At 61.5% G+C, this 26,846-nt stretch carries 24 protein-coding genes, 1 tRNA gene and 1 pseudogene; 12 read left to right on the top strand and 14 right to left on the bottom strand.

The genetic code is table 11. The features are described 5' to 3' along the window. Positions 1–19 precede the first annotated feature (19 nt). Positions 20–1,666 carry a malate dehydrogenase (quinone) gene (mqo, locus tag HBO05_RS15015; protein ID WP_169954289.1) on the top strand — a complete coding sequence of 549 codons (1,647 nt, stop codon included), beginning with the start codon at positions 20–22 and terminating at the stop codon, positions 1,664–1,666. Positions 1,667–1,781: 115 nt separating this feature from the next. Here the strand turns inward: mqo and HBO05_RS15010 are convergent, their stop codons facing one another. The 3 genes and pseudogenes from HBO05_RS15010 to ppnN all read right to left on the bottom strand — a co-directional run bounded on the left by HBO05_RS15010 (position 1,782) and on the right by ppnN (position 3,824). After that, positions 1,782–2,156, bottom strand: coding sequence for a hypothetical protein (locus HBO05_RS15010; RefSeq protein ID WP_170043399.1), 375 nt, complete (start codon positions 2,154–2,156; stop codon positions 1,782–1,784). Positions 2,157–2,240: 84 nt separating this feature from the next. Next, a pseudogene (locus HBO05_RS29310) lies at positions 2,241–2,339 on the bottom strand (AbrB family transcriptional regulator); the annotation flags it as partial. Positions 2,340–2,450: 111 nt separating this feature from the next. Beyond that, positions 2,451–3,824 (bottom strand): nucleotide 5'-monophosphate nucleosidase PpnN, encoded by a 1,374-nt coding sequence (gene ppnN, locus HBO05_RS15005; RefSeq protein ID WP_172313135.1) that lies wholly within the window; start codon positions 3,822–3,824, stop codon positions 2,451–2,453. A gap of 328 nt (positions 3,825–4,152) precedes the next feature. On the opposite strand from ppnN, the gene fabV reads away from it, so the two are divergent. Further along, positions 4,153–5,346: an enoyl-ACP reductase FabV gene (gene fabV / locus HBO05_RS15000; protein ID WP_169954153.1), complete on the top strand. Its 1,194-nt coding sequence runs from the start codon at positions 4,153–4,155 to the stop codon at positions 5,344–5,346. Positions 5,347–5,445: 99 nt separating this feature from the next. After that, complete coding sequence (locus HBO05_RS14995; RefSeq protein ID WP_170043400.1) at positions 5,446–6,069, top strand: HAD family phosphatase; 624 nt, start codon at positions 5,446–5,448, stop codon at positions 6,067–6,069. Here the strand turns inward: HBO05_RS14995 and HBO05_RS14990 are convergent. Further along, positions 6,066–6,971 carry a LysR family transcriptional regulator gene (locus HBO05_RS14990; protein WP_169953533.1) on the bottom strand — a complete coding sequence of 302 codons (906 nt, stop codon included), beginning with the start codon at positions 6,969–6,971 and terminating at the stop codon, positions 6,066–6,068. The two genes, HBO05_RS14995 and HBO05_RS14990, sit on opposite strands and share 4 nt — an antisense overlap. 98 nt (positions 6,972–7,069) lie before the next feature. Here HBO05_RS14990 and HBO05_RS14985 point away from each other — a divergent pair, with 98 nt between their 5' ends. Continuing rightward, positions 7,070–8,236 carry an aspartate aminotransferase family protein gene (locus HBO05_RS14985; protein WP_169953327.1) on the top strand — a complete coding sequence of 389 codons (1,167 nt, stop codon included), beginning with the start codon at positions 7,070–7,072 and terminating at the stop codon, positions 8,234–8,236. Here the strand turns inward: HBO05_RS14985 and punR are convergent. Then, positions 8,228–9,145: a DNA-binding transcriptional activator PunR gene (punR, locus tag HBO05_RS14980; RefSeq protein WP_169953328.1), complete on the bottom strand. Its 918-nt coding sequence runs from the start codon at positions 9,143–9,145 to the stop codon at positions 8,228–8,230. The genes HBO05_RS14985 and punR overlap by 9 nt on opposite strands. Before the next feature lie 122 nt (positions 9,146–9,267). Between punR and punC the strand changes: the two genes are divergently transcribed. Further along, positions 9,268–10,452, top strand: a complete 1,185-nt coding sequence (gene punC / locus HBO05_RS14975) for a purine nucleoside transporter PunC (protein ID WP_172313132.1) — start codon at positions 9,268–9,270, stop codon at positions 10,450–10,452. On the opposite strand, the gene HBO05_RS14970 is transcribed toward punC, so the two are convergent. Continuing rightward, positions 10,449–11,282: a nucleoside-binding protein gene (locus HBO05_RS14970; protein WP_170043402.1), complete on the bottom strand. Its 834-nt coding sequence runs from the start codon at positions 11,280–11,282 to the stop codon at positions 10,449–10,451. The genes punC and HBO05_RS14970 overlap by 4 nt on opposite strands. 143 nt (positions 11,283–11,425) lie before the next feature. Continuing rightward, on the bottom strand, positions 11,426–12,376 hold the full coding sequence (locus HBO05_RS14965; RefSeq protein WP_172313130.1) for a LysR family transcriptional regulator: 951 nt from the start codon (positions 12,374–12,376) through the stop codon (positions 11,426–11,428). Positions 12,377–12,548: 172 nt separating this feature from the next. On the opposite strand from HBO05_RS14965, the gene HBO05_RS14960 reads away from it, so the two are divergent. Further along, positions 12,549–14,060: a nucleobase:cation symporter-2 family protein gene (locus HBO05_RS14960; RefSeq protein ID WP_169953331.1), complete on the top strand. Its 1,512-nt coding sequence runs from the start codon at positions 12,549–12,551 to the stop codon at positions 14,058–14,060. Positions 14,061–14,126: 66 nt separating this feature from the next. Here HBO05_RS14960 and HBO05_RS14955 read toward each other — a convergent pair whose 3' ends face one another. The 4 genes from HBO05_RS14955 to HBO05_RS14940 form a co-directional block, all read right to left on the bottom strand. Continuing rightward, on the bottom strand, positions 14,127–14,879 hold the full coding sequence (locus HBO05_RS14955) for an alpha/beta fold hydrolase (protein WP_169953333.1): 753 nt from the start codon (positions 14,877–14,879) through the stop codon (positions 14,127–14,129). 187 nt (positions 14,880–15,066) lie between these two features. Continuing rightward, a complete protein-coding gene (locus tag HBO05_RS14950) occupies positions 15,067–16,341 on the bottom strand; it encodes an MFS transporter (RefSeq protein ID WP_170043403.1) in 1,275 nt (424 codons plus the stop codon). Between the two features lie 83 nt (positions 16,342–16,424). Next, positions 16,425–17,579: an acyl-CoA dehydrogenase family protein gene (locus HBO05_RS14945; RefSeq protein ID WP_172313127.1), complete on the bottom strand. Its 1,155-nt coding sequence runs from the start codon at positions 17,577–17,579 to the stop codon at positions 16,425–16,427. Positions 17,580–17,646: 67 nt separating this feature from the next. Continuing rightward, complete coding sequence (locus tag HBO05_RS14940) at positions 17,647–18,486, bottom strand: IclR family transcriptional regulator (protein WP_169953341.1); 840 nt, start codon at positions 18,484–18,486, stop codon at positions 17,647–17,649. A 262-nt stretch (positions 18,487–18,748) separates the two neighbouring features. Between HBO05_RS14940 and HBO05_RS14935 the strand changes: the two genes are divergently transcribed. Genes HBO05_RS14935 through HBO05_RS14925 form a run of 3 tightly spaced genes read left to right on the top strand, consistent with a single transcriptional unit; the run spans position 18,749 to position 22,323 of the window. Next, complete coding sequence (locus tag HBO05_RS14935) at positions 18,749–19,534, top strand: enoyl-CoA hydratase (RefSeq protein ID WP_170057769.1); 786 nt, start codon at positions 18,749–18,751, stop codon at positions 19,532–19,534. A gap of 2 nt (positions 19,535–19,536) precedes the next feature. Next, entirely contained in the window at positions 19,537–21,066 is a 1,530-nt protein-coding gene (locus HBO05_RS14930; protein WP_172313124.1) for a 3-hydroxyacyl-CoA dehydrogenase, read from the top strand. Between the two features lie 24 nt (positions 21,067–21,090). Continuing rightward, a complete protein-coding gene (locus tag HBO05_RS14925; protein WP_170057771.1) occupies positions 21,091–22,323 on the top strand; it encodes a CaiB/BaiF CoA-transferase family protein in 1,233 nt (410 codons plus the stop codon). An 18-nt stretch (positions 22,324–22,341) separates the two neighbouring features. Here HBO05_RS14925 and HBO05_RS14920 read toward each other — a convergent pair whose 3' ends face one another. Next, positions 22,342–22,962, bottom strand: a complete 621-nt coding sequence (locus HBO05_RS14920; RefSeq protein WP_172313121.1) for a hypothetical protein — start codon at positions 22,960–22,962, stop codon at positions 22,342–22,344. Between the two features lie 260 nt (positions 22,963–23,222). Here HBO05_RS14920 and HBO05_RS14915 point away from each other — a divergent pair. Then, positions 23,223–23,298, top strand: a tRNA-Asn gene (locus HBO05_RS14915). Between the two features lie 59 nt (positions 23,299–23,357). Here HBO05_RS14915 and mug read toward each other — a convergent pair. Both mug and HBO05_RS14905 read right to left on the bottom strand, forming a co-directional pair. Continuing rightward, the gene (gene mug, locus HBO05_RS14910) at positions 23,358–23,879 is read right to left on the bottom strand and encodes a G/U mismatch-specific DNA glycosylase (protein WP_172313119.1); all 522 of its coding nucleotides are present in this window, start codon (positions 23,877–23,879) and stop codon (positions 23,358–23,360) included. Continuing rightward, positions 23,876–24,745, bottom strand: a complete 870-nt coding sequence (locus HBO05_RS14905; RefSeq protein ID WP_172313117.1) for a LysR substrate-binding domain-containing protein — start codon at positions 24,743–24,745, stop codon at positions 23,876–23,878. Before HBO05_RS14905 ends, mug begins: the two co-directional genes overlap by 4 nt. Before the next feature lie 135 nt (positions 24,746–24,880). Here HBO05_RS14905 and HBO05_RS14900 point away from each other — a divergent pair, with 135 nt between their 5' ends. Together HBO05_RS14900 and aguB are read left to right on the top strand one after the other, a co-directional pair. Continuing rightward, a complete protein-coding gene (locus tag HBO05_RS14900) occupies positions 24,881–25,933 on the top strand; it encodes an agmatine deiminase family protein (RefSeq protein WP_172313115.1) in 1,053 nt (350 codons plus the stop codon). Between the two features lie 4 nt (positions 25,934–25,937). Beyond that, a complete protein-coding gene (aguB, locus tag HBO05_RS14895; RefSeq protein WP_172313112.1) occupies positions 25,938–26,846 on the top strand; it encodes an N-carbamoylputrescine amidase in 909 nt (302 codons plus the stop codon).

The raw sequence follows: 26,846 nt of genomic DNA, 5'->3' as shown, positions 1-26,846 counted from the left end.
TTTTATCATAGGTGCTACGATGTTTAAAAAAGTGAACACTGCCCTGCTGGGTCTGGCTTTGTCGATGGGGATTACTTCCGTCCAGGCGGAAGAGGCAAAGAAAGTCGATGTGCTGCTGATCGGCGGCGGCATCATGAGTGCGACCCTGGGTGTATGGCTCAATGAGCTGCAGCCGGATTGGTCGATGGAGATGGTCGAGCGCCTGGATGGCGTCGCCGAAGAAAGCTCCAATGGTTGGAACAACGCCGGTACCGGTCACTCGGCCCTGGCTGAGCTGAACTACACCCCGGAAAACAAGGACGGCACCGTTGAGATCCCGAAAGCGGTCGAGATCAACGAAGCATTCCAGATCTCCCGCCAGTTCTGGTCGTGGCAGGTTCAGCAAGGCGTTCTGAAGAACCCGCGTTCGTTCATCAACTCCACTCCGCACATGAGCTTTGTGTGGGGCGATGACAACATCAAGTTCCTGAAAAAGCGTTACGAAGCGCTGCAGGCGAGCCCGCTGTTTGCTGGCATGGAATATTCCGAAGATCCGGTACAGATCAAGAAGTGGGTTCCGCTGATGATGGAAGGGCGTGACCCGAACCAGAAAATCGCCGCGACCTGGACACCAATCGGTACTGACGTGAACTTCGGCGAGATCACCCGCCAGTTCGTCGCTCACCTGCAGACCACACCCAAGTTCGACCTGAAACTGTCGAGCGAAGTGCAGGACATCACCAAGAACGCCGACGGTTCGTGGCGTGTCAGCTACAAAAACCTGAAAGACGGCAGCAAGACCGAGACCGACGCCAAGTTCGTATTCATCGGCGCGGGCGGCGGTGCCCTGCACTTGTTGCAGAAGTCGGGCATTCCTGAAGCCAAGGAATACGCAGGCTTCCCGGTGGGTGGCTCGTTCCTGGTGACCGAGAACCCAACGATTGCCGAACAGCACCTGGCCAAGGCCTACGGTAAAGCTTCGGTTGGCGCGCCACCGATGTCGGTACCGCACCTGGACACTCGCGTGCTGGATGGCAAGCGCGTGATCCTGTTTGGCCCATTCGCGACCTTCTCCACCAAGTTCCTCAAAGAAGGCTCGTACCTGGACCTGCTGACCAGCACCACCACCCACAACATCTGGCCAATGACCAAAGTCGGTATTCGTGAATACCCACTGGTCGAGTACCTCGCTGGCCAACTGATGCAGTCCGATGACGACCGCTTCAAGGCGCTGCAAGAGTACTTCCCGAACGCCAAGAAAGAAGACTGGCGCCTGTGGCAAGCCGGTCAGCGTGTGCAGATCATCAAGCGTGACGAAGAGCAGGGCGGCGTCCTGAAACTCGGTACCGAAGTGGTCAGCTCCGCCGACAACACCATCGCCGGCCTGTTGGGTGCATCGCCAGGTGCGTCCACGGCAGCGCCGATCATGCTGACCGTGCTGGAAAAAGTGTTCAAGGACAAGGTCGCTACCCCGGCCTGGCAGGAAAAGCTGAAGCAGATCGTGCCGAGCTATGGCACCAAGCTGAACGGCAGCCCTGAGCGGGTTGCGCAAGAATGGGCCTACACTGCCAAGGTTCTGCAACTGACGCCTCCGCCAGCCATTCCGCAAATGGCTGCCCCACAGGCGACCGAGGCTGCCAAGCCTGCGGCCGAGCCGAGCAAGCCGGCGGCTGACATCGCGCTGTAAGCGGTTGACGAGGTCCTGAAACAGGATTGAGTCGCCAGTTAAAAACCCGCTGAACCGGTAACGGTCAGCGGGTTTTTTGATTGTGGAGCTTTATTGGAGCGCAACTGGGCTGGCTTTAGCCGGGCTTTTTCGTTCCCAGCAGCCGCACTTCCTTGAGCAGTGCCGCCCCCAATTGTTCGGTACCTAGCTCCTTGTACCCAACCGCCTTGATCTCGCCGTTCTCTTCCGCCTGGATGATGATCACCGGCGTCTCCTTGCCTGTACCCGCTTCGACGTGCATGGCGTATTGGGGGATTTCCAGCTTGATGGGCGTGCCTGCCGCCTTGCCTTTCACATTGATCAGAAACGCCGCACAGCCATTGTCGACATCGTCGTTGGTGGCAGAACGGCCGCTGACGAAACAGGTCTCTGGAAGGTCCGGCCAGGCGATGGTTTCTGCCAGGGCGAGGGTGGGTGTCAGGAGCAGGGCAGCGAGCAGAAGCGTGCGCACGTTGGGCAGTCTCTAATAAGGGCGGTGGAACACAGGTTTTACCAAAGCAGGTCCGTTGCAGCAACGCCAAGGTATCCTGGCCAATCATCGCGCTTTTGCTCCCTGCGCGGCGACTGCCTGGCTCACCTGTTCAATGCTGACGGCCGTGGCGGGTTTGCGGATCAGGCCCTTGAGGTCCTGGACGCTATGGTAGGTGTCGCTGGTCTGAATAGGTAAAACCTTAGTCCGCCTTCATACCCTCGACACCCATCCGACAGCCCTAAAGCAATCCAACCTATGATCTGGCGATGTGCCTTACTGCACCACGCGATAGCACGGCACATACGCCGCGCCACCGGGCAGTTTCATCCGGTGTTGCTCCACAAACGCCTTCAACAGCTCATCCAGCGGCTTCATGATGCTCGGGTCGCCGTGGATCTCGTACGGGCCGTTCTGTTCGATCAGGCGGATGCCCTTGTCCTTGACGTTACCCGCCACAATCCCCGAGAACGCCCGACGCAGGTTGGCCGCCAGTTCATGGGGCGGCAGGGCATGGCTCAGTTGCAGGCTGGCCATGTTGGCGTGGGTCGGGTCGAACGGGCGCTGGAAGCCTTCGTCGATCTTCAGCAGCCAGTTGAAGTGGAAGGCATCGTTGCGCTCGCGGCGGAACTGTTTGACGGACTTGAGGCCCGCGGTCATCTGCCGGGCGACTTCGGCGGGGTCATCAATGATGATCTGGTAGTGGGCCTGGGCCGCCTCACCCAGGGTCGCGCCGACAAACGCATGCAACTGTTGCAGGTACGGCGCTGCCTGTTTTGGCCCGGTGAGGATGACCGGGAAGGGCACGTCACGGTTGTCCGGGTGCATGAGGATGCCCAGCAGGTACAGGAATTCTTCGGCCGTACCGGCACCGCCCGGGAAGATAATGATGCCGTGGCCGACACGCACAAAGGCCTCCAGGCGTTTTTCGATATCCGGCAGGATCACCAGTTCGTTGACGATCGGGTTCGGCGCTTCGGCGGCGATGATGCCAGGCTCGGTGAGGCCCAGGTAGCGCCCGCCGGTGATGCGTTGCTTGGCGTGGGAAATAGTCGCGCCCTTCATCGGGCCTTTCATCACGCCCGGGCCGCAACCGGTGCACACATCGAGGCTGCGCAGGCCCAGTTCGTGCCCGACTTTCTTGGTGTATTTGTATTCTTCGGTATTGATCGAGTGCCCGCCCCAGCACACCACGAGCTTCGGCTCGACACCGGGGCGCAGCGTACGCGCGTTGCGCAACAGGTGGAACACGTAGTCGGTGATGCCCTGGGAGGTGCTCAGGTCGATGCGTTGGCTATCGAGCTCGTTTTCGGTGTAGACAATGTCGCGCAGGGCGCTGAACAGCATTTCCCGGGTGCTGGCGATCATTTCGCCATCCACGAACGCGTCGGCGGGCGCGTTCAACAGTTCCAGGCGCACGCCGCGATCCTGTTGATGGATGCGTACTTCAAAGTCCTTGTAGGCGTCGAGGATGGTCTTGGCATTGTCGATATGGGCGCCGGTGTTGAGAATTGCCAGGGCGCACTGGCGAAACAGCGTATAGATGCTGCCGGAACCGGCTTCGCTCAGTTGCTGGACTTCACGTTGCGACAGCGTTTCGAGACTGCCCTTGGGGCTGACGGAGGCATTGATGACTTGGCGTTGAGGCATTCTTATTCCCTGAAAGCGCAGCCACCGGGCGCTGAACAGCCAGTGGCATGAGGATGACGAGCGCCGAATACGGTCGCACAGGACGGGCATTTTCCCTGCCCTACAGGCAGGACGCAAACTCCGCTCTGCCTCATCATGCCGCAGAATTTGCTGAATTCACGCCCTTGTCGGAAAAATATAGTGCCTTTGGCCAGTGTGGATTGGATTTTGCGAACAGAAGAATTGCGACTATCGTGACGCTTCGGTTTTTCGGACGTCATAGACCAGTACGATTGACGCCGTAATGGCCACCATTGGCCATCGGCACCTTGGAAGAGGCAGAAATTTTATGATCATCAAACCGCGGGTTCGTGGCTTTATCTGTGTGACCGCCCACCCTGTTGGCTGCGAAGCGAACGTCAAAGAGCAGATCGACTACGTGACCCAGCACGGTGCCATCGAAGGCGGCCCGAAGAAAGTCCTGGTGCTCGGTGCGTCCACCGGTTACGGCCTGGCTGCGCGTATCAGTGCCGCTTTTGGTTGTGGCGCCGACACCCTTGGTGTGTTTTTCGAAAAAGAAGGCGAAGAAGGCAAGCTCAGCTCTGCAGGCTGGTACAACAGCGCCGCTTTCCACAAGTTTGCCGCACAAAAAGGCCTGTACGCCAAGAGCATCAATGGCGATGCGTTCTCTGACGAGATCAAGCGCCTGACCATCGAAACCATCAAGAAAGACCTGGGCAAGATCGACCTGGTGGTCTACAGCCTGGCCGCGCCACGCCGTACCGACCCGCAGGGCGTGGTGCACAACTCCACCCTCAAGCCGATCGGCAAGGCCGTGACCCTGCGTGGGATCAACACCGACAAGGGCGTTGTGGTCGACACCACGCTAGAGCCGGCGACCCAGGAAGAAATCGACGGCACCGTCAAAGTGATGGGCGGCGAAGACTGGCAGCTGTGGATCGACGCCCTGCGTGACGCCGACGTGCTGGCCGAAGGCGCCAAGACCACCGCGTTCACCTACCTGGGCGAAAAGCTGACCCAGGATATCTATTGGAATGGCTCCATCGGCGAGGCCAAGAAAGACCTCGACAAGAAAGTCCTGACCCTGCGCGACAACCTCGCCGCACTCAAGGGCGATGCCCGTGTCTCGGTGCTCAAGGCCGTGGTTACCCAGGCCAGTTCGGCGATCCCGATCATGCCGCTGTACCTGTCGCTGCTGTTCAAGGTGATGAAAGAGCAGGGCACCCATGAAGGCTGCATCGAGCAGGTCTACGGCCTGTTCAAGGACAGCCTGTACGGCAGCGAGCCGAAGCTTGACGCCGATGGCCGCCTGCGTGCCGACCTGGCTGAGCTGGAACCGAAAGTCCAGGACGCCGTGGCGGCGCTGTGGAACCAGGTGACCGATGACAATGTCAACGAGATCAGCGATTTTGCCGGCTACAAGGCAGAGTTCCTGCGCCTGTTCGGTTTTGAGATTGATGGCGTGGATTACGACGCTGACGTCAATCCGACCGTGAAGATCGAAGGTCTGGTCCAGGCTTAACCCCTTGTAGGAGCCGTCCTACCTTTCCTTGCTTGCCCCTTCTTGACCTCGGTGTGCCAGACTGCGTCCGTTATCACACTCGGCTAACGGAGGATCTTCATGACGATTCGTGCAGTAGTTTTTGACTTTGGCGGTGTCCTGTTCGATTGGAGCCCGCAGCATCTGTACCGCAAACTGATTACCGGTGACGAGGAGCGCCAATGGTTCCTCGAGAACATCTGCACCCAGGCCTGGAATACCGAACAGGACGCTGGACGCACCCTGGCTGAAGGCACCCACAGCCTGATTGCCAAACACCCGCAACATGAGGCGCTGATCCGGGCCTACTACGACCGCTGGCATGAAATGCTGCGCGGCCCGCTCGCCGACGGCGTGGCGATACTCGAAGACTTGCATGAGGCCAAAGTGCCGCTGTTCGGCCTGACCAACTGGTCCGCAGAAACCTTCCCCTACGCCCGCGCCAACTATCCCTTCCTGAAACACTTTCGCAATATCGTGGTGTCCGGCGAGGTGAAGCTAATCAAGCCTGACCCGGCGATCTACCATGCCAGCCTCGACCAGGTGTGCGCCCATCTGCCGGATATCCAGCCCGAGGAGCTGGTGTTTATCGACGATGTGGCCGAAAACGCCCATGCCGCCAGCGCCCTGGGCTGGCACGGTATTCATCACGTATCACCCGCGCAGACCCGTCGTGAGCTACAGGCCCTGGGAGTGAGTTTCTAGCGCGCCCATTGTTCGATCGCAAAGTCGACGAAGGCCCGCAGCTTGGGCAGGCGATAGCGATCCTGTGCATATAAGAGGTGCATCGAGCGCGAGGGTGACTGATAGCCTGGCAGTAGCGCCACCAGCCGGCCGGCCTGCAGGTCGGCGCCAACCAGCGCGTCGGGCAGCATCACGATGCCCATGCCTTCGACGGCCGCGCGGTGCAGGGCCTGGGAGCTGTTGATGGTCATGGGCCCGGATACGGCGACTTCGACTTCACCTGCTGCCCCCCGCAGGCGCCAGAGTTTGTCGGCGTTGCGCCAGTCATCGGTCGATGGGTAGGCGAATGCCAGGCAGTCATGCTCCTGCAAATCCATGGGCTGCTGCGGCGTACCCCGGCGGGCCAGGTAATCCGGCGACGCGCACAGGGTCATGGTGTAGTCCTGCAAGGGCCGGGCGATCAGGCTGGAAGGCTGCAGCTCTCCCAGGCGGATTGCGACGTCGAAGCCGCTGTCGATCAGATCCATCGCTTGATTGCTCAGTACCACGTACAGCTGGATCTGCGGGTAGCGCCGGGAGAACTCGCTGAGCGCCGGTGCCAGGCGCTCGGCACCGAACGCGGGCGGCGCGGTGATGCGCAGCAGCCCTTGTGGCGCCTCGCTGTGGATCTGTTCAGCCAACTGCTCGGAGTTGGCCACCAACCCCAGCACCTCCAGGCAGCGCTGGTAATAAAGGCCGCCGAACTCGGTCAGGCTTTGCTTGCGGGTAGTGCGCTTGAGCAGGCTGACGCCGAGGCGTTGCTCCAGGGCGCGTAGGTGGTTGCCGACCATGGTGGTCGACAGGCCGCACGCCTGGGCCGCTGCGGTCATGCTGCCGGTCTCCACCACTTTGACGTAGACGGTCATTGCCTGGAACAGGTCCATTATCAAGCCTTGGTTTAAAGTCATTGCAGATCTGCGCAGTTTATCCAGCTTGAGTGGCTAACGATACTGAGGCCCTGACTACGATGGAGCCCGATGCCATGACCGCCGCTTGCCTGATGAACACCTATCAACCCTTGCCCCTGAGCTTCACCCGTGGCCTGGGCACCCGCCTGTGGGACCAGCAGGGTCGTGAGTACCTGGATGCCGTGGCCGGTGTCGCCGTGACCAATGTCGGTCACTCCCATCCGCGACTGGCGGCGGCAATCAGCGAGCAGGCCGGCTTGCTGTTGCATACCTCCAACTTGTATGGCATCGACTGGCAGCAGCGCCTGGCCCAACGCTTGGCCCGGCTATCCGGCCTGGACCAGGCGTTCTTCAACAACTCCGGCGCCGAAGCCAATGAAACCGCGCTGAAACTGGCGCGTCTGCATGGCTGGAAAAAAGGCATCGAGCAGCCGCTGGTGGTGGTCATGGAGAACGCCTTCCACGGCCGCACCCTGGGCACCATGGCCGCCAGCGACGGGCCATCGGTGCGCCTGGGGTTCCAGCGCTTGCCGGGAGATTTCATCAAGGTCGGCTTTGGCGACCTGGCGGCACTGGACGCGGTGACCCGTGAGTTCGGGCCCAGGATAGTGGCTGTATTGCTGGAACCGATCCAGGGCGAAAGTGGCGTGCAACTGGCCCCGCCGGGTTATCTGCAGGCCTTGCGCGCCCACTGCAGCCAGCACGGTTGGTTATTGATGCTCGATGAGATCCAGACTGGCATTGGCCGGACCGGCACATGGTTTGCTTTCCAGCAGGAGGGCATTGTCCCGGAAGTCATGACCCTGGCCAAAGGTCTGGGCAACGGTATTCCGATTGGCGCCTGCCTGGCCCGTGCCTCGGTGGCCAAACTCTTCACCCCCGGCAGCCATGGCAGCACCTTTGGCGGTAATCCGCTGGCGTGTCGCGTGGGCTGTACGGTGCTGGATATCATCGAGGAACAAGGCCTGCTGGAGAACGCCGCGCGTCAGGGCGAGCGCCTCCTGGCGCGGCTGCGGGTGGAATTGAGCGAACATCCGCAGGTGCTGGCGATCCGTGGGCGCGGACTGATGATCGGCATTGAACTGGCCACGCCGCAGCGCGACCTGGCCGAACGGGCCGCACGCGAACAGGGATTGTTACTCAATGTCACGCGGGGCAAGGTTATTCGCCTGTTGCCGCCCCTGACCCTGGATAGCAAGGAAGTGGAGATGATTGTGCGGGGCATCGCTCGGTTACTGTGAAACGGGCCCGTTGAGCCACTCCTGGTTCATGGTCTGGCTATCTCCCAGGTAGTCCAGGAGCCAGGCCATGGCCGGTGACAGTTTGTCCTGGGCCCAGGCCACGCAGGACGGGCTGGCCGGGAAGGGCCGGGACAGTTCCAGGGCGGCCAGTTCGCCGCTGTCGATCAATGGCTGCACCAGGTGCGCCGGGACCATGCCCACGCACAGCCCGTCCTGCAGGCAATCCATGGCCGAGGCCCAGTTGGGGACCACCAGGCGTCGCTGGTTATCCAGGGTCCAGGTGTCGCGCTTGGGCAGGTTGCGTGAGGTGTCGGTCATGCACAGCGACGCAAAGGGCCGCAATTGATCGTCGCTGAGCAAACCCTCGACCTGTGCCAGCGGATGCCGGGCGCTGACCACGCATAGCCAGTTCAACAAGCCCATGTCGCGAAACGTGAAGTGGCTGGCCACCGGCACCGCGCTGGTGGCGCCGATCACAATATCGGTGCGCTCGTCTGCCAGGGCATCCCACACACCGTTGTACACCTCGTACTCCAGTAGCAGTTCCACTTCCGGGAACTGGCGATAGAAATCCAGCACCAGTTGCCGGCAGCGTTGCTGTTTGACGATGGAATCCACCGCCACTTTCAGCTGGCCGCTCCAGCCATTGGCCACTTGCTGGCACAGTCGGCGGGTGCCCAGCATGGTTTTCATCACGCCACGGGCCTCGTCGATAAACAGGCGGCCGGCGGGGGTCAGTTCCACATCCCGGTGGCGACGGATAAACAACGGCACCGCCAACCACTCTTCGATTTGCCGTACGGTGTAGCTGATGGCCGAGGGTACGCGGTGCAGTTCCTGGGCGGCGGCGCTAAAGCTGCCGTGACGGGCCACGGCATCCACCACGTCCAGGGAGTATTCGGACCACATGGGCATTGCCTTCAAAAATATTGATAAGAGTGTTCAATTATTATCGCTTCACAGCGCAACTGTCAGCCTCATAATAGGCGCCAGTCAGCAAATTGTTTGATGGCAGGACTAACAAGGCTTCAATGAAAAACTCTTTTGGTTTCACCTGGTACCTGGCGGGGCTGAGCATGCTCGGCTATCTGGCCATGGATATGTACTTGCCCGCGTTCGGTGCCATGGGCGAACACTTGCAGATTCCCCCCGGTGCGGTGGGGGCCAGTTTGAGCATCTTCCTCGCCGGTTTTGCCGTGGGGCAACTGCTCTGGGGCCCGCTGTCTGATCGCCTGGGGCGCAAGCCGATCCTGTTGGCCGGCCTGAGTCTGTTCGTGCTCGGCTGCCTGGGGATGTTCTGGGTCGAGACCGCGCCGCAACTGCTGGCCTTGCGTTTTGTACAGTCGATTGGGGTGTGCAGCGCCGCAGTCAGTTGGCAGGCGCTGGTGATTGACCGGTACCCGGCTGACAAGGCGCACCGGGTGTTTGCCAGCATCATGCCGCTGATGTCCCTGTCACCGGCGCTGGCGCCGCTGTTGGGCGCGGTGGTATTGAATCACTGGGGCTGGCAGGCGATCTTCGCCGTGTTGCTGGGTATTTCGCTGTTGCTGCTATTACCGACCCTGTTTCTCAAATCCATGCCCAAACGCCTGGCCGCCGACGGCGAAAAAGCCCGGCTGAGCTACGGGCAACTGTTCAAGTCGCGGGTGTTCATCGGCAATGTGCTGATCTTCGCCGCGTGCTCCGCCAGCTTCTTCGCCTGGCTCACGGCCTCGCCGTTTATTCTCGGTGGCATGGGCTACAGCCCCAATGACATCGGCCTGAGCTATGTGCTGCCGACCCTGGCGTTTCTGGTGGGTGGCTACAGTTGCCGCAGCGCCTTGCAACGGTTCCAGGGCAAACTCTTGTTGCCCTGGTTGCTGGTGGCGTATTGCGTGAGCATGGTGGCGCTGTATTTGGTAGCGACCTTGACGGTGCCGACGCTGACCACCTTGCTGATTCCGTTCTGCTTGATGGCCCTGGTCAACGGCGCCAGCTACCCGATTGTAGTGGCGAATGCGCTGATGCCGTTTTCGGAAAACTCCGGCAAGGCTGCGGCACTGCAAAACACCCTGCAACTGGGCTTGTGCTTTGTCGCCAGCCTGCTGGTGTCGTCGTTGCTGGAGCAGCCATTGCTGGTCACGGTGATCGTGATGCTGGCGACCGCGCCGCTGGCGGTGTTGGGTTACTGGCTGGCGCGGCCCAAGTCGGACGAGTCGCAGTTGGCGGCAGCTTAAAACGTCACTTCCATATTCAGGGTTGGCGTTGAGGTGCGGCTGCCACGGCCGCCGTCCACGCCAAACTTGTTATGCCAGTATTCGTAGCCCACGCCCAGGTATAGGTTGGGCTTGACGCTTTTGCCCGGCCGGACGGCGACCATCAGTGCCGTGCGCATCAGCGTTTCTGCGGCGGTGTCGCGACTGTTGTAGTCGTGGCCCTTGTCGCCGACATGGTTGATGAACCCCTGGAACTTCGCGCCATGGTTGCCGAGCTCGAACGGGCGCATCCAGGTCAGGTTGAGCATGTAGGTGTCGTCGAAGGTGTGGTTCGGATCTTTCGCGCCTGGGATGCCGGAATGGTTGTTTTCCTTGTAGTACATCAGGCTCAGGTCCAGCACCCCGACGGTATTGAACTTCAGGGTCGGCCCGATCACCAGGGCGCGTTTTTTCGCCGACGCCAGGTTGTTGTTGCGGTTGGCGTCGAACCCCAGGGTCAGCGCGTAATCCTTGATCAGCCCGGTGCCCTGCGGCATGTCGAATACCCGTGATGCATACAACTGGTGCCGGTAGACCGCATACACCTCGCTGCCACCGTGATCGGTGCCCTTGCGCGGATCGCGGCTGTCGGACAGGAATACATCGAGATGTAGGAAGTTGCTGCCGTACTGGTAGCCGCTGGCGTGGGTGAAGCTGTAGATGCGCTTGCTGAAATCGTCAGGGTTGTTCGGATTGGTGAACTGTTGCCCGTAGCGAAATCCTACGCTGTTGTTCATCCATTCCACCGCGACAGCCTCCCCGCCGCCGAGGAGCGTGAGTAATACGGTTGCGCCGTGCAGTGCCTTTTTCATTGTTTTAGTTCCTTTGGCGTTTGGCTCATGGCAGCCGTGCAGGGGCCGCCGGGCGCAGTATCGACACAACCGCCGTGCTGCTCAAAGAACAGAATATCGACTGGGCTGCTGCCGAATCGGCAGCACTGAAGCTGGCCTGAAGGTCAGGAAATACACGGTGTACAGGGTGATTCTTCGCGTTCGCGCAAAGCGATTTCCTCGCTGATCAGGTGGGCCATCGACTCCACTGCCGTAGGCAAATCCCGACCTTTGCGCGCATACAGCCCCAGGTCGCTGAACATCCCGCCCTGGTCGCTCAAGGGGATGTGCAGCAACTCACCCCTGGCCAAATCGGCCTCGATCCCGATCCGCGTCTGGAACGCCACCCCCAATTGCTGGCGCGCCAACTGCCGCGCCAGTTCCATGGAGTTGCTTTGCAGCAACGGCTTGTGCGCAGCCGGCGAACGTTTGTGCAGCGGGGCAATCAGGTGATGGATCGACAGCTCGCTGTTGGCCTGGATCACCCCGTGTTCAGCGCACAGGGTGTAGCTGACGCTGGCGTGTGAGGCCAGTGGATGTCCCGGTGCCACCAACGCACCCAGGCGGAAATGCCCGACACACAACTGTGTGGTTTCCGCACTGCGTGGCAGGGCAAAGGCCAGCCCCAGGTCTGCCTGGCCGTTGATCACCGCCGCCGGAATCGATTGTGAACCCTGCACGGTCACCCCGATGGTCACCGCCGGGTAGCGCTGGCGCATGCGCTTGAGCACGGCTGGCAGCAACTCCACTGTCGCGCCTTCCACCGTGGCGATTTCCACATGCCCGGTCTGCACCTGGTTCAGGCCTTCGAGTTCGCCGCGCACCCGTTCCACATCCTGCAACACCAGGGTGACATGGCGGGTCAGGATTTCCCCCGCAGCGGTCAGGCGCAACCCACCGGGCAAGCGCTCGAACAAGGCCGCGCCGACTTCGTCTTCAAGTTTGAGAATCTGCCGGTTCACCGCCGACGACGCCACGTTCAGCCGGCGCGCAGCTTCGCGGATCGAATGGCAGCGGCGGACCATATCGAAGTAGCAAATGGCCGCAGAGTGGATACGCAGCGTGCGGTTGAGCATTTTTTTCAGATCCTTGTGGGCACGGCTTCAAGCCTTGGGGCAGGGCGGCTGAATGGATTTTTGTAACGTCGATGCCGGGTATCTTGTGGAAATGATTGTATACAACTCTATGGACATCCAATCTTTCTATTGCATACAGTGAGCGCACAACAAAAACAGAGATCCCCTCACCATGACTATCCCGAAGGCGTCACCGCAACGGCCAGAAGATGAGAATCTTGGCGTCGCTGCCAACATGGCTTACGGCCTGCAGCATGTACTGACCATGTACGGCGGTATCGTGGCCGTGCCGTTGATTGTCGGCCAGGCGGCCGGGTTATCCCCCGCCGATATTGGCCTGTTGATCGCCGCGTCGTTGTTTGCCGGTGGCCTGGCCACGCTGTTGCAAACCCTGGGCCTGCCGTTTTTTGGCTGTCAGTTGCCCTTGGTGCAAGGGGTGTCGTTTGCCGGTGTGGCGACCATGGTGGCGATTGTCGGCAGCGATGGCGCAGGCGGTGTGCCGGCGATCCTGGGGGCGGTGATGGCCGCGTCGCTGATCGGGCTGCTGATTACCCCGATATTCTCGCGAATTACCAAGTTCTTCCCGCCGCTGGTGACCGGGATCGTGATTACCACCATCGGCCTGACGCTGATGCCGGTCGCCGCCCGCTGGGCCATGGGCGGTAACAGCCGTGCCGCTGATTTTGGCAGCATGCCGAACATCGGCCTGGCGGCCATCACCCTGGTGCTGGTGCTGTTGCTGAGCAAAGTGGGCAGCGCCACCATCTCGCGCCTGTCGATCCTGCTGGCGATGGTGTTTGGCACATTGATCGCGGTGTTTTTGGGCATGGCGGACTTCTCTACCGTGACCCAGGGCCCGATGATCGGCTTCCCTACGCCGTTCCATTTCGGCATGCCGACCTTCCATGTGGCGGCGATCCTGTCCATGTGCATCGTGGTCATGGTGACCCTGGTGGAAACCTCGGCGGACATTCTGGCGGTGGGCGAGATCATCGACACCAAGGTTGACTCCAAGCGCCTGGGCAACGGCCTGCGTGCCGACATGCTGTCGAGCATGTTCGCGCCGATCTTCGGTTCGTTCACCCAAAGCGCCTTCGCCCAGAACGTCGGCCTGGTGGCGGTGACCGGGGTCAAGAGTCGTTATGTGGTGGCCACGGGCGGCCTGTTCCTGGTGATCCTTGGCCTGCTGCCCTTCATGGGCCGGGTGATTGCCGCAGTACCGACCTCGGTGCTGGGCGGCGCCGGGATCGTGTTGTTTGGCACCGTGGCGGCCAGTGGGATACGTACGCTGTCCAAGGTTGATTACCGTAACAACATGAACCTGATCATCGTCGCCACCTCCATCGGTTTCGGCATGATCCCCATCGCCGCGCCGAGCTTCTACGATCAGTTCCCCAGCTGGTTCGCGACCATCTTCCACTCGGGGATCAGTTCCTCGGCGATCATGGCGATCCTGCTGAACCTGGCGTTCAACCACTTCACTGCCGGCAACTCGGACCAGCAGTCGGTGTTCGTCGCCGGCACCGAGCGCAGCCTGTGCTTCCAGGATGTGGCGGCGCTGCGCGACGGGGATTATTTCAGCAAGGGCAAATTGTTTGATGCCGAGGGCAAGGAGATCCCGCTGGTGGATGCATCACTGCAGAAAGCGACGGTGGCGGGGCGGGCTGAAACGAGCGAGGTGTAGCCAAAACACCGCAAAAAACTGAATGTGGGAGCGGGCTTGCCCGCTCCTACATTTGATTGGTGGTGTTTAGAAGACCGTTGGTGAGCACACCTCATCCAAAAACTTCACCACCGTGCCCATGCACGGCTGGCGCTCCTCCACATGGGGCATATGGCTGGAGTCTTCAAACAGCGCTGCGCGTACATCGGCGATTTCATCGAGGAATGCCTTGAATTCCAGCGGTGTGGCCTGGTCATGCCGCCCGGAAATTATCAGGGTTGGCACTTGGATCTGCGTCAGCCGGCCAATGCTGATCGGGCCGTGCAGGGCGTTGTAAACCGTAGGATCGGCCGCCATCTGGGCGAAGGTACGTGCCACTTCTTCGGGCCACGGGTTGATCCGGCACAAGGGTTGGTCATCGAAGCCGGCCGCCAGGTTGGCGGCGATCAAGGCGCGCAAGCCCCGGGGTTGGCGAAGCGCATGTTCACTGCCGAGCCTGCCGCCCCAGGCATGCCCAAGGATTGCGTAATGGTCGCTGATGCGCAGATGGTCGAGCAGGTTGTCCAGCTCTTCGAGAAACAGCTCAACCGTCCAGAAGCCGGCGGGCTGGTGGGGCAGGTGGGTGGAGTGGCCGTTGCCCAGTTGGTCGTAGTGAATCACCGCATGCCCACTGGCGGCCACGTCCTTGAAGGCGTCCAGGTAGTCATGGGTGCCACCGGGGCCGCCGTGGAGGACGACCAGTGGGGTCTTGCCGCTGTCGAGATTGCCGGTCACGCGGTACCAGGTCTGGTAACCGCGAAAGGCGGCGTAGCCCTGGCGGATCTGTTCGATGAATTCCATTTCCGGCCCTGCCATCAAAAATTGGTGGGGTACACGATAGTTTGAACAAAACGTTTAAGTAACTGGCAAAACGGCTAGGTTTTCCAGGGGGATTGGTGTGAGTGCCCATTGGAGAAACCGGCTTGCCGGCGATAGCGTATTGGCCTGAGGCACCGCTATCGCCGGCAAGCCGGCGCCGACAGCGGGGTTATTGTTTTTGCGGGTCAAACTGCTTGTCGCGGATGAACAGCGCTGGGATCACCCCGCAGATGAAGTACGCCGCGCCCATCACCAAAAAGCCCACGCCAATCGAGCCGTGGGACGCCAGGAAGCCAATGGCCGCCGGCGCGACCGCCGCGCCGATCCTCCCGATGTTGTAGGCGCCGCCCACGGCTGAGCCGCGGAATTTCGCCTCGAAACTCTCGGTCATGTAGGTCGCGTTCACGCCGTAGGGAATGCCATACAGGAAGCCGAAGACAATCAGCAGCCAAAGGATATTCTCCGGGCTCTGGTACAGCACGATCACCGGCAGGAACACCGCCGTCCCCAATGCGCCGAAGGCAAACACCACGCGCCGCCCCAGGCGATCGGCCGCGAGGCCGGCGAGGATCTTGCCGAAAATCATTGCCGCGTAGGTGCCGACCATGTAGCTGGTCATCGACTTGAAGTTCATCCCCAACTCGCCTTCGAGGTAGGACGGCATCCAGTTGTTGACCCCGTAGTAGCCAAACTGCAGGAAGCCTGCGGTCAGCGCCCAGAGCAGGAACATGCGGCTGGCCTTGGGATCACTGAAAATCAGCTTGAACATGCCATCGGGCTTTTTCGCCGAGACGCGCTGGGTGCCTTCGGCTTTTTCCCGCGCGCGTTCGGCCTGGGCGTTGAGCCAGGCCTGGGGCTCCGGCACCAGGCGTTGCATCAGCACGGCGAGGATCACCGGGATGATCGCCACGTAGAATAGCCAGCGCCAGCCGTGGTCCGGCAGGATCCAGCCGGCCAACAAGGTCGCGACGATATAGCCCACCGACCAGCCGGCCTGCAAGGTGCCAAGCACGGTGGTGCGGTAGCGGGTCGGCACGTATTCGGCCATCAGGGTGTTGCAGGCGACATACAGCGCGCCCAGGCCAAGGGAGGCGAAGAAACGGGTGGCCGCAAACTGCCAGTAGCTGTGGGTCAGGCCAAGGATCGCGGTGCCCACCGAGAACAGCACGATGCTCCACACCACGGTCTTGACCCGGCCAAAGCGGTCACAGGCCCAGCCGCCGTAAATCCCGCCGACCGCCATCCCGGCCAGGGTGAAACTGCCCAGGCTGCCGGCCTCGACACTGGTCAGGCCGAACTCGGCTTTCAGGCTGCTGAGACTGTAGGACAGCAGCATCAAATCTGCGCCATCGATCAAGAGGCCGAGGAAGCAGAAAATGAAAACAATGATCCACAGGTTGTTTTTTGCGGGCGACAACGCACCCGCCGATGCGGCGACTTCCATAGCGATACCTTGTTGTAGTTGTAGGGCACGGTTTATGGGGGTTTGTAGGAGCCGGCTTGCCGGCTCCCACCGTAGAGGCGGGGTCAGTGCTGGGCCTCGCGAATCATGTTGCGTGCAATCACCAACTGCTGGATCTGGGTCGTACCTTCATACAGCCGGAACAGCCGTACATCGCGATAGAACCGTTCGATCGCATACTCGCTCACATAACCTGCGCCACCATGGATCTGCACACAGCGGTCTGCCACCCGGCCGCACATCTCGGTGGCGAACATCTTCGCGCAGGAGGCTTCGGTGCCGATGTTCAAGCCGTCGTCACGCTTGCGCGCCGCGTCCAGCACCATGCAGCGGGCCGCGTAGATTTCAGCCTTGCTGTCGGCGAGCATCGCCTGGATCAACTGGAACTCGGCAATCGGCTGGCCGAATTGCTTGCGGTCGATGGCGTAGTGCAGGGCATCGTCGAGCATGCGTTCGGCGGCGCCGACGCTGACCGCTGCGATATGCAGGCGGCCCTTGTCGAGCACCTTCATCGCGGTCTTGAACCCCACGCCTTCGACGCCGCCGATCAGTTGCCCGACGGGGACCCGCACATTGTCGAAAATCACGTCGCTGGTATGGGCGCCTTTCTGGCCCATCTTGTGGTCGCGCTTGCCCAGGGACACCCCCGGCGTATTGCGCTCGACGATAAACGCGCTGATCCCGCCCGAGCCCTTGGTATCCGGGTTGGTGCGGGCCATCACCGTGAAAATCCCGGCATGGGGCGCATTGGTGATAAAGCGCTTGGTGCCATTGATCAGGTAATGCTCGCCATCGCGCACGGCGGTGGTCTTCAGCGAGGCGGCGTCGGAGCCTGCGTCCGGTTCGGTCAGGCAGAACGAACTGAGCAACTCGCCACTGGCCAGCTTGGGCAGGTAGTGCTGTTTCTGCGCCTCGGTGCCGTCCAGCAGAATGCCGATGGAGCCGATGCCATTATTGGTGCCGAAGTAGGAACGGAATGCCGGCGAGGTGCGCCCCAGCTCGAAGGCGATGCAGACTTCTTCTTCCATGGTCACGCCCAGGCCGCCATAGGCTTCGGGCAGGGTCAGGCCGAACAGGCCCATGTCCTGGAATTGCTGGACAATGTCCGCCGGGATCTCATCGGTCTCGGCGATTTCGTTTTCCCGTGGGATCAGCGCTTCATTGACGAACTGGCGAATGGAATCCAGCAGCAGATGCAGCGTTTGCGGGTCTCGGATCATGTGCATTCCTCGGCGGCCCGTTCGGCGGGCCTGTTGTTTGATCTGCCGAGGCCGTGCACCGATCTGTCTAGCGGGCGGCGGCCTCGATGTTGTTGACCATGTGCTTGAGACGCGGCCCGATGTCGTCTTCGAGTTTTTCCCGGGAAAGGTGGAAACTCGGCCCGCCACAGTTGAACGTCAACAGCCCATGTTGTGCGTGCAGCATGGGCACGGCGATGGCGTTGACATCGCGGTGCCATTCCCCGATCGACATGCAATAGCCGAAGTCGGTGTAGTCCCTGAACGCGCGCTCCAGCCCTTTGCGAATCGTCGGCCAATCCTCCAGATGGCGCTGGCGGATATGGTCGAGCATGAACTCACGCTCGTTTTCCGGCATCGCCGCCAGGCAAGCGCGGCCTGCCGAACTCAAGTGCAGCGGCAGGCGCGTACCGACCTGGCGGCGCATGGTCATGTTCGCTTCGCCCTGGACCACGTCCAGGTACACCATGTCCAGGCGGTCCCGGGTGGCCATTGCGACGGCGGCCTGGGCGTACTTGGCCATGGTTTCCATCAGCGGGTGGGCCACGGCCCGCACCGACAGGTTGGAAAGCATCGCGTAACCAAACGCCATCACCCCCACATCCAACTGGTACCGGCCCGACTGCGGCAGGTGCTTGAGGTAACCCAAGCGGGTCAGGGTGTGCGTCATGCGGGTAATCGTCGGCTTGGGCAGGCCGGTCTTGCGCGCCAGTTCCTGGTTACCCAACACGCTTTCGCTGGGGGTAAAGCAGCGCAGCAGTTCCAGGCCACGGGCCAGGGCCGTGATGAACTGGCGGTCCTTGTCTTCCTCCTCCTCGCTATTCATCGGATCCACCCGCAGATGTTCGAACCCGTTGCTGCCTGCAGGTGCCTCTGGTGTGCGGCGCATGGTAGTCCCTCTTTTTTTATAAAATCAACAAAACAAAATTGTATTCCGCAGTGCGAAACTAAGCAACTGATTGGTTTTCTCCGTGCGTTCCTAATTAACCTTCAATAAACAATGAGTTAATCGAGATTTCATTGGGCGTTGCGGTTTTTGCATTTACACCCGCCGGGTCGATACCTATGATCATGGCTAAATACGGAATGTTATTTCGCATAGCGAAACTAACGTTGACCGCACTAACAAGAACATTGCAGCAGGAGTACATGTGGCTAATCCTGATCAACCCGTGGTCCACCTCGACGTCCAGGACAATGGCGTTGCGGTGGTGCGGATCCATCGCCCCGACGTCAAAAATGCCCTTAACGCCCAGGTGCGTGAGGAACTGGCCGGGCACTTTCGTGCCTTGGCCCGGCGCCGGGATGTGCGCGTCATTGTGCTGACCGGTGGCGAGCAGTTTTTTGTGGCGGGCGCCGACATCAAGGAGTTCGCCAGCGCCAGTCCTATCGAGATGTATCGCCGGCACACCGAGTACCTGTGGGAAGCGATCAGCCGTTGCCCGAAACCGGTGATCGCTGCGGTCAACGGCTTTGCCCTGGGCGGTGGCTGCGAGTTGGCGATGCATTGCGACATGATCGTGGCCGGCGAATCGGCGCGTTTTGCCCAACCTGAGGTCAAGCTCGGCCTGATGCCGGGTGCCGGCGGCACACAACGCCTGGTGCGTGCGGTGGGAAAATTCCAGGCCATGCGTATTGCCCTGACTGGCTGCATGGTCAAGGCCCCCGAAGCCCTGGCCATGGGCATGCTTAGTGAGGTGGTGGCCGACGACCAGACCTTGCCACGAGCCCTGGAGCTGGCGGCGCAGATCGCCGCGCTGCCGCCGCTGGCGGTGGAGCAGATCAAGGAGGTGATGCTTGCGGGCGCCGACCTGCCGCTGGAAAGCGCCCTGGTACTGGAGCGCAAGGCGTTCCAATTGCTGTTCGATTCTGCGGATCAGAAGGAGGGCGCCGCGGCGTTCTTCGAGAAACGCACACCCAACTACCTCGGGGAATAACCATGGCCGATTCGATCAACATCATGGGCCTGGTGGGCACTGGCGTCATGGGCGCCGGCATCGCGCAGATTGCCGCCCAGGCCGGCGTGCGCGTGCGCTTGTTCGACGTCCGCGATGGCGCGGCGCAGGCGGCTCGCGACAGCCTCGACGCGACCTTCGCCAAGCTGGTCGGCAAGGGCAAGCTCACCCAGGCGGCCATGGACAGCGCGTTGCACAACCTGCACGTGGCCACCAGCCTTGACGCCTTGCACGATTGCGACCTGGTGGTTGAGGCCATTGTCGAAAACCTCGATGCCAAGCGTGGCCTGCTGCACCAGTTGGAGGCCATCGTGACGCCGGGGTGCATCCTCGCCAGCAACACCTCATCGCTGTCGGTCACGGCGATTGCCGCGGGTTGCCAGCATCCTGGGCGAGTCGCCGGCCTGCACTTTTTCAACCCGGTGCCGCTGATGCGCGTGGTGGAAGTCATCGACGGCCTGGCCACCGCGCCAGCCGTCGGCGAGGCCTTGCTGGGATTTGTTGCGCGCACCGGCCATCGTGGCGTGCGTGCCAAGGACACTCCCGGTTTTATCGTCAACCACGCCGGCCGTGCCTACGGCACCGAAGCCTTGAAGATGCTGGATGAAGGCATTGCCGAGGGGGGCGATATCGACCGCATCCTGCGCGACGGTGCGGGTTTTCGCATGGGGCCGCTGGAGCTGCTGGACCTCACCGGCCTGGACGTTTCCCACCCGGTCATGGAATCAATCTACAACCAGTTCTACCAGGAGCCGCGCTACAAACCCTCGGCCCTGACCCGGCAGATGCTGGTGGGTGGGCGCCTGGGACGCAAGACCGGCCAGGGTTTCTACCGCTACGAAAATGGCCAGAGGATCGACGGCCCACAGCCGCAGCCGGTGCCGACTATTACCACGCTGCCACCGGTGTGGATCGCCACGGAAAACCCCGAAGACCACGAACGCCTCAGCACCTTGCTGATCAACCTCGGCGTGCAATTGGAGACGGGCGCGCAGCCGTCGCCCGCTGCGTTGTGCCTGCTGGCACCTTACGGCCGCGACGCGACCGCCACCTGCGAGTGGTTCCACACCGATCCGGCGCGCACCTTGTGCATTGACCTTCTGCCCGACCTGTCGCGCCATCGCACCCTGATGCAAAACCCGCTGACTGCCGCGCCGATGCGTGACGCTGCCCACGCCTTGCTCGCCAGGGATGGCGTGGGGGTGACGGTGATTGGCGACAGTGTTGGCTTTGTGGCCCAGCGTACCTTGGCGATGGTGGTCAACCTGGCCTGCGACATTGCGCAGCAGCGCATCGCCAGCGTCGAGGATATCGATCAGGCGGTACACCTGGGCCTCGGTTACCCCCATGGCCCGCTGGCTTGGGGCGACGCCCTCGGGCCCCGCAGGATTTTGACGATTTTGCAGCGCCTGTGCGAGATCACCCACGACCCACGCTACCGCCCCAGCCCCTGGCTGAGACGCCGTGCGTTGCTGGGGATTTCCTTGCGCCATCCAGAGCCGGCAATCGGCTGACACAGACTTTCAGGAATAAAAACAATGGGTGCATTAACAGGTTTGCGTGTACTGGATTTGAGCCGGGTATTGGCCGGCCCATGGTGTGGCCAGGTGTTGGCGGACCTCGGCGCGGAAGTGATCAAGATCGAGCGCCCGCAGAGCGGCGATGACACTCGGGGCTGGGGGCCACCATGGATGAAGACCGACACCGGCGAGTCGTCCGGGCAGGCGTCGTATTACCAGTCCACCAACCGCGGCAAGCTGTCGGTGGCCATCGACCTGGCCAGTACCGAAGGCCAGGAACTGGTACGGGCGCTGGCGGCCAGCTCCGATGTGCTGATCGAAAACTACAAGGCCGGTTCCCTGGCGCGCTACGGCCTGGACTACGCGACACTGGCCCAGATCAACCCGCGCCTGGTGTATTGCTCCATCACCGGCTTCGGCCAGACCGGCCCGCGTGCGCAAGAGCCCGGCTACGACTTCATCATCCAGGGCATTGGCGGCCTGATGAGTATTACCGGTGAGCGCGACGACTTGCCGGGCGGCGGCCCGCAAAAAGTCGGCGTGGCATTTTCTGACCTGATGACCGGGCTGTATTCCACCGTGGCGATCCAGGCCGCGCTGCTCAGCCGCGAACGCACCGGCGTCGGCCAGCACATCGATATGGCCCTGCTGGATGTGCAAGTGGCAACCCTGGCCAACCAGAGCATGAACTACCTGGCCTCCGGCAAAGTGCCCCAGCGCTTTGGCAATGCCCACGCCAATATCGTGCCGTACCAGGTGTTTCGCGCCGCCGACCGCGATTTCATCATCGCCTGTGGCAACGACAGCCAATTTATCGCCTTGTGCCACAGCATCGGTCTGCCACACCTGCCGGACGACCCGCGTTTTCGGCGCAATGCCGACCGTGTCGCCCATCGGGCCGAAATCGTCGAGCTGCTGTCGGCGCACTTCCTTGGCCGCACGGCAGATGAGTGGGTCAGCTGCATCCATGCCTCGAAAGTGCCGGTGGGGGCGATCAACAACATCGCGCAATCCCTGGAAGAGCCGCAGGTGATTGCCCGTGGCTTGATGGTGAAGATCCCCCATCCGCAAAACCCCGACTTCGCCATGGTTGGCAGCCCGATCAAGATGTCTGGCACGCCAGTGGAGTACGTGCGACCAGCGCCGATGCTGGGGCAGCATACGGATGAGGTGTTGGCGGGGCGGTTGGGGTTGTCTGGTGAGCAGTTGGGGCAACTGAAGAGTAACGGGGTTATTGAGCAGTTGCCGTGATGGGCGCGCGTTGGGTTGCTACTGAAATATTTTGCTCAACGCGCCCATATCCATGGCTTCATTCATTTTCAAGGGCGCAGAAAAGGTGAAGGGCTCCTTGTAGAGTGACTCGTAGTCCATCTGCACAAATACGTCATTCCTTTGTAGGAACAGACTCATTTGCAGCAGGCACAAGGGGCCGAACTGGGTGCTTTTAGTCGGCTCCAGAATCGCGATGTCATTTCCCGGCCTTACGGCTGAGCCTTTGGTGGGCCAGCCTTTGGCGAAACATTCAGGATTCAAGCGCGCTTTCTCCAGCACGGCGGGCCAGCGACTGTCCCCCAGCCCATCGAAGTGTTCATCGCCAACGCGAATGCTGAACGCAGTGATGATGCCCGGCCCAATCCCTTCATTGGACAGGTACAGGCCGCTTTTTTGTGCCGTTAAATGCGGAGTGATCATCAGGTAGGGCCGTACGGACAGTCGGTTGTGCTCACGCATCAGGTCCAGTTGCCAGAAGGAAATCGACGCGGCGGCAATCGAGATCACCACGGCTGCCAGTGAGAGCAGCGTGCCTAAAGATAGCTTGGGTGTTTCCGGCGTCAGGGGAGTGATGGGGTGGCGCGGTTTGAAAAAGGGATGGTCATGCAGTTTTTTCACGTAGTCCGACTCCTTGTCGAATGGGTAGGTCTTGGTGGGTTAATGTTGGCTGGGATGGTAAAGAGTTTCGGCGACACCGGCGAAATATTCAGCTCAAGCGCTTTGATGATCCAGTCGGAGGGTTCCTGCTTTTTTGTAGGTTGTGAGTGAGGCTGCTGAAAGTTGAATCTCCCCAAATTTGCCAGATTCGCTGGAATCGCGTACGTACAAATGCATTAAATATTTGACTTATCCTTTTCAATCAGTAAGATACGCCGCATTCCGCGATAGCTCAGTTGGTAGAGCAAATGACTGTTAATCATTGGGTCCCTGGTTCGAGTCCAGGTCGTGGAGCCAGATAGAGAAAAGCCTGCAGCGATGCAGGCTTTTTTTTGCTCGCGATTTGGTCCCTGACGCTACTTGCCCGTCTCGGGGAATGCTGCCAAACAGAGCCGCCCATACGCTGCCACCAACTGCTCCAACGTAAACGCCAGATTCCGCCCGCTGGGATTGGGCAGCACCCACACCGCAGCATCCCCCAACGTCCGCGGTTGCAGCCCCCACGCCACCTCGCGTTGCCCCGACAACGCGCAATAACCCGCCTTGCCCAGGAACGCCACATAGCGCGGTGCATACCGGCGGATTTTGTTTTCAAAGCCCTCGGCCGCCGCCTTGAATTCATCCTGGGACAGTTGATCGGCCCGCGCCGTTGGCCGTTCCACGACGGTCGTCAGCCCGCAGTGGTACTGCAAGATTGTCCGATCATCCTCGGGCTGAACTTGATGTGGGGTAAACCCAGCCAGGTGCAAGGTGCGCCAGAAGCGGTTGCTGCGCCCGGCAAAATGATGGCCCTGGGCGGCTGCCAGCAGGCCCGGATTGATCCCGCAAAAAATCACGGCCAGCCGCTCGGCCAGGATGTCTTCCAGTCCTTGACTCATGTCGGGGCACCTTGCGCCAGGTTGTCCAGCAACCACTGGCTGAAGCTGCGCGCCAGTGGGTCGTTTTCGCTGTCGCGGTGGGTCAGCAAGGCCCAGTTGGGGCCGCGAATGGTCGCGTCGACCAAGGGTTGCAGCAGGCCGTTGTCCCGCGCGTGCTGGCTCAGTAACTGGCTGACCAGTGCGATGCCCAGGCCACCGCAGGCTGCGTCCAGCAGCAGGCCGGGGTCGGAGAAGTTCAGGCCCTGATCCTGCTGGCCCACGTCGATCCCGGCTTCCACCGCCCAATGGCTCCAGTCCATTTCCCGCTCGCCATGCAGGGTGGTGCGTTGCTCGCGGGGCAGGGCCAGTACGCTGGGGTGCGCGGCGGGATACAGGCGGTCGGTGTGCAGCACTTTGAAGCTGCACTCGGCCTGGGCGCTGATGTCGTCGCGCACGGCGAGGTCGATGGTCTGGGTGGCCATGTCGGGTACTTCGTCGGTGCTGAACAGCCACAAATCCACGTCCGGGTGGTGTCGGCGGAAGTCGGCCAGGCGTGGCAACAGCCAGTGGCGGGCAAAGGCGGGCGTGGTGTTGAGCACCAGTTGATTGGCCTTGCGGTACTGCCCCAGCCGGCGTACGCCCACTGACAACTGTTGCAACAGGGCCTGGGTGGTGCTGAGGAAATCATGGCCGGCATCAGTCAGGGCGACGCTGCGCCCGTTGCGAAAGAACAGCGGCTGTTCCAGGTACGCTTCGAGGCTGCGGATCTGTTGGCTGATGGCCGATTGGGTCAGGTGCAGTTCGTTGGCAGCCTTGTGAAAACTGCCCAGCCGCGCCGCCGCTTCGAAGCCGCGCAGTGCCCCCAGGGGCGGCCAGTGTTTAAGCATGCTGATAAGTTTCTCTAATCATTTACCTGCAAAATCCATCGTTTGTTTGGCGGTTTGGCCAAACGTAGCATGGATCCCCATAGCGTGTACGTCGTTTTCGGTGAACACAAAGGCTTAACTCAGAAGGGGGTTGTCATGCTGCAGAACGAGATGCCACACAGCGGCTGGAGGATGCCGGCGGAATGGGCCAGGCATGCCGCGACCTGGATGGTCTGGCCCCATAACCAGGCACTCTGGGAGGCGGGATGGCGCGTGACTCTGGCCCAGGTGCAGGCGGATTTTGCGCGGGTCGCCAATGCCATCGCGCGGTTCGAGCCGGTGAAGCTGGTGGTTGACCCTTGTGCACTCGACACGGCCAAAGCCCTGTGCGGCCCCAACATCGAACTGATCGCGCTGGCGGTCAACGACAGTTGGTGCCGCGACTCCGGCCCCAGCTTTATTGGCCACCCGCAATTGGGCCTGGCCGGTGTGAGCTGGCGTTTTAACGCGTGGGGCGGCAAGTCGGCCCACGACCTGGACGAAAGCCTGGCCCGGCGCGCCCTCAACCACTTGGGCCTGCCATGCTTTGGCACGCCGTTGAGCAATGAAGGCGGGGCGATTCATGTGGACGGTGAGGGCACGTTGATTACCACCGAGTCGGTGTTGCTCAACCCCAATCGCAACCCGGGCATGGGCAAGGCCGAGATGGAGGCGTTCTTTGCGCGCTGGCTGGGGGTGACAAAAACCATCTGGCTGCCGGGCGATCCGGATTACGTCACCGGGGATATGACCGACGGCCATGTCGATGGTGTGTGCGCCTTTGCCCGCCCCGGCGTGTTGCTGGTGGACGCCACCCACGACCAGGGTTCGGTGTACGCCGAGGTGGCACGGGAAAACCGCCGCGCCCTGGAATTGGCCACCGATGCCAAGGGGCGCCGGTTCGAGTTGATCGAACTCTTTGAGGCCAGCGAGGCGGTGGATGCCGACGCCGAGGTGTTTTGCGCGTCCTACACCAACTTTTACATCGCCAACGGCGCGATCATCATGCCGGCCTATGGCATTGCGGCCGACCAGGTGGCTGCCGAGGTGCTGGCCCAGGCATTCCCGGATCGCGTGGTGGTACCGGTGTGTATCAACCACCTGGCCCATGGCGGCGGCGGCGTGCATTGCATCACCCAGCAGCAGCCGGCCTGGCCGGTGGAGGGCTGATGCCATGACCTTGATGACCGTCGCCACCACTCAGATGCCCTGCACCTGGGATTTGCCGCACAACCTTGATCAAGCCGAACGGCTGGTGCGTGAAGCGGCCAGCCAGGGCGCCCAGGTCATCCTGCTGCAAGAACTGTTTGCCACGCCGTATTTCTGCATCGAACAGCAACACAAACACCTGGCATTGGCTGAGGAGTACCGCCATAGCGCGGTGCTCAAGCGCTTCGCCGCGCTGGCCGGGGAGCTGGGCGTGGTGCTGCCGTTGAGCTGGTTCGAAAAGGCCGGTAACGCCTACTTCAATTCTCTGAGCGTGGCCGATGCTGACGGGAAACTGCTGGGGGTGTATCGCAAGACCCATATTCCCAACGCCATTGGCTATCAGGAGAAGGAATACTTCAGCCCCGGCGACACTGGCTTCAAGGTCTGGGACACCGCGTTCGGCCGCCTCGGCGTGGGTATCTGCTGGGACCAGTGGTTCCCCGAGACCGCGCGCTGCCTGGCGTTGCTGGGCGCCGAGGTGTTGCTGTTTCCCACCGCCATCGGCTCCGAGCCGGGTTGTGCCAGCCTGGACTCCCGTGATCACTGGCAGATGACCATGCGCGGGCACGCCGCCGCCAATCTGTTGCCGGTGGTGGCGGCCAATCGTGTCGGCCGGGAAGTGGCGACCAGCGACCCGGCCTTGCAGATGGCGTTCTACGGCTCGTCGTTTATCTGCAACCACAAAGGCGCACTGCTGGCCGAGGCCGACCGCGCCAGCAGCGGCGTGCTGCTCCAGTGCCTGGACCTGGCGGCCATGGCCGAAGAGCGCCTGACCTGGGGCATCTACCGCGACCGCCGCCCGGACATGTATGGCGGCTTGCTGACCCAGGACGGTCGCCATCTGCACCCACGCTGGCAGACCCAAGGGGTATGA

It is taken from the genome of Pseudomonas sp. WS 5079, from assembly GCF_012985465.1.
Classification (GTDB): Bacteria; Pseudomonadota; Gammaproteobacteria; order Pseudomonadales; family Pseudomonadaceae; genus Aquipseudomonas.
Note: the sequence above shows the minus strand (reverse complement) of the source record. Positions and strands in the feature narration are given on the sequence as shown.

Bases quoted from the DNA above. Each gene is read 5' to 3' on its own strand.
- mqo (WP_169954289.1), top strand. From the start codon at position 20: ATGTTTAAAAAAGTGAACACTGCCCTGCTGGGTCTGGCTTTGTCGATG.
- ppnN (WP_172313135.1), bottom strand. From the start codon at position 3,824: ATGCCTCAACGCCAAGTCATCAATGCCTCCGTCAGCCCCAAGGGCAGT.
- fabV (WP_169954153.1), top strand. From the start codon at position 4,153: ATGATCATCAAACCGCGGGTTCGTGGCTTTATCTGTGTGACCGCCCAC.
- HBO05_RS14995 (WP_170043400.1), top strand. From the start codon at position 5,446: ATGACGATTCGTGCAGTAGTTTTTGACTTTGGCGGTGTCCTGTTCGAT.
- HBO05_RS14990 (WP_169953533.1), bottom strand. From the start codon at position 6,971: ATGGACCTGTTCCAGGCAATGACCGTCTACGTCAAAGTGGTGGAGACC.
- HBO05_RS14985 (WP_169953327.1), top strand. From the start codon at position 7,070: ATGACCGCCGCTTGCCTGATGAACACCTATCAACCCTTGCCCCTGAGC.
- punR (WP_169953328.1), bottom strand. From the start codon at position 9,145: ATGTGGTCCGAATACTCCCTGGACGTGGTGGATGCCGTGGCCCGTCAC.
- punC (WP_172313132.1), top strand. From the start codon at position 9,268: ATGAAAAACTCTTTTGGTTTCACCTGGTACCTGGCGGGGCTGAGCATG.
- HBO05_RS14970 (WP_170043402.1), bottom strand. From the start codon at position 11,282: ATGAAAAAGGCACTGCACGGCGCAACCGTATTACTCACGCTCCTCGGC.
- HBO05_RS14965 (WP_172313130.1), bottom strand. From the start codon at position 12,376: ATGCTCAACCGCACGCTGCGTATCCACTCTGCGGCCATTTGCTACTTC.
- HBO05_RS14960 (WP_169953331.1), top strand. From the start codon at position 12,549: ATGACTATCCCGAAGGCGTCACCGCAACGGCCAGAAGATGAGAATCTT.
- HBO05_RS14955 (WP_169953333.1), bottom strand. From the start codon at position 14,879: ATGGAATTCATCGAACAGATCCGCCAGGGCTACGCCGCCTTTCGCGGT.
- HBO05_RS14950 (WP_170043403.1), bottom strand. From the start codon at position 16,341: ATGGAAGTCGCCGCATCGGCGGGTGCGTTGTCGCCCGCAAAAAACAAC.
- HBO05_RS14945 (WP_172313127.1), bottom strand. From the start codon at position 17,579: ATGATCCGAGACCCGCAAACGCTGCATCTGCTGCTGGATTCCATTCGC.
- HBO05_RS14940 (WP_169953341.1), bottom strand. From the start codon at position 18,486: ATGCGCCGCACACCAGAGGCACCTGCAGGCAGCAACGGGTTCGAACAT.
- HBO05_RS14930 (WP_172313124.1), top strand. From the start codon at position 19,537: ATGGCCGATTCGATCAACATCATGGGCCTGGTGGGCACTGGCGTCATG.
- HBO05_RS14925 (WP_170057771.1), top strand. From the start codon at position 21,091: ATGGGTGCATTAACAGGTTTGCGTGTACTGGATTTGAGCCGGGTATTG.
- mug (WP_172313119.1), bottom strand. From the start codon at position 23,879: ATGAGTCAAGGACTGGAAGACATCCTGGCCGAGCGGCTGGCCGTGATT.
- HBO05_RS14905 (WP_172313117.1), bottom strand. From the start codon at position 24,745: ATGCTTAAACACTGGCCGCCCCTGGGGGCACTGCGCGGCTTCGAAGCG.
- HBO05_RS14900 (WP_172313115.1), top strand. From the start codon at position 24,881: ATGCTGCAGAACGAGATGCCACACAGCGGCTGGAGGATGCCGGCGGAA.
- aguB (WP_172313112.1), top strand. From the start codon at position 25,938: ATGACCTTGATGACCGTCGCCACCACTCAGATGCCCTGCACCTGGGAT.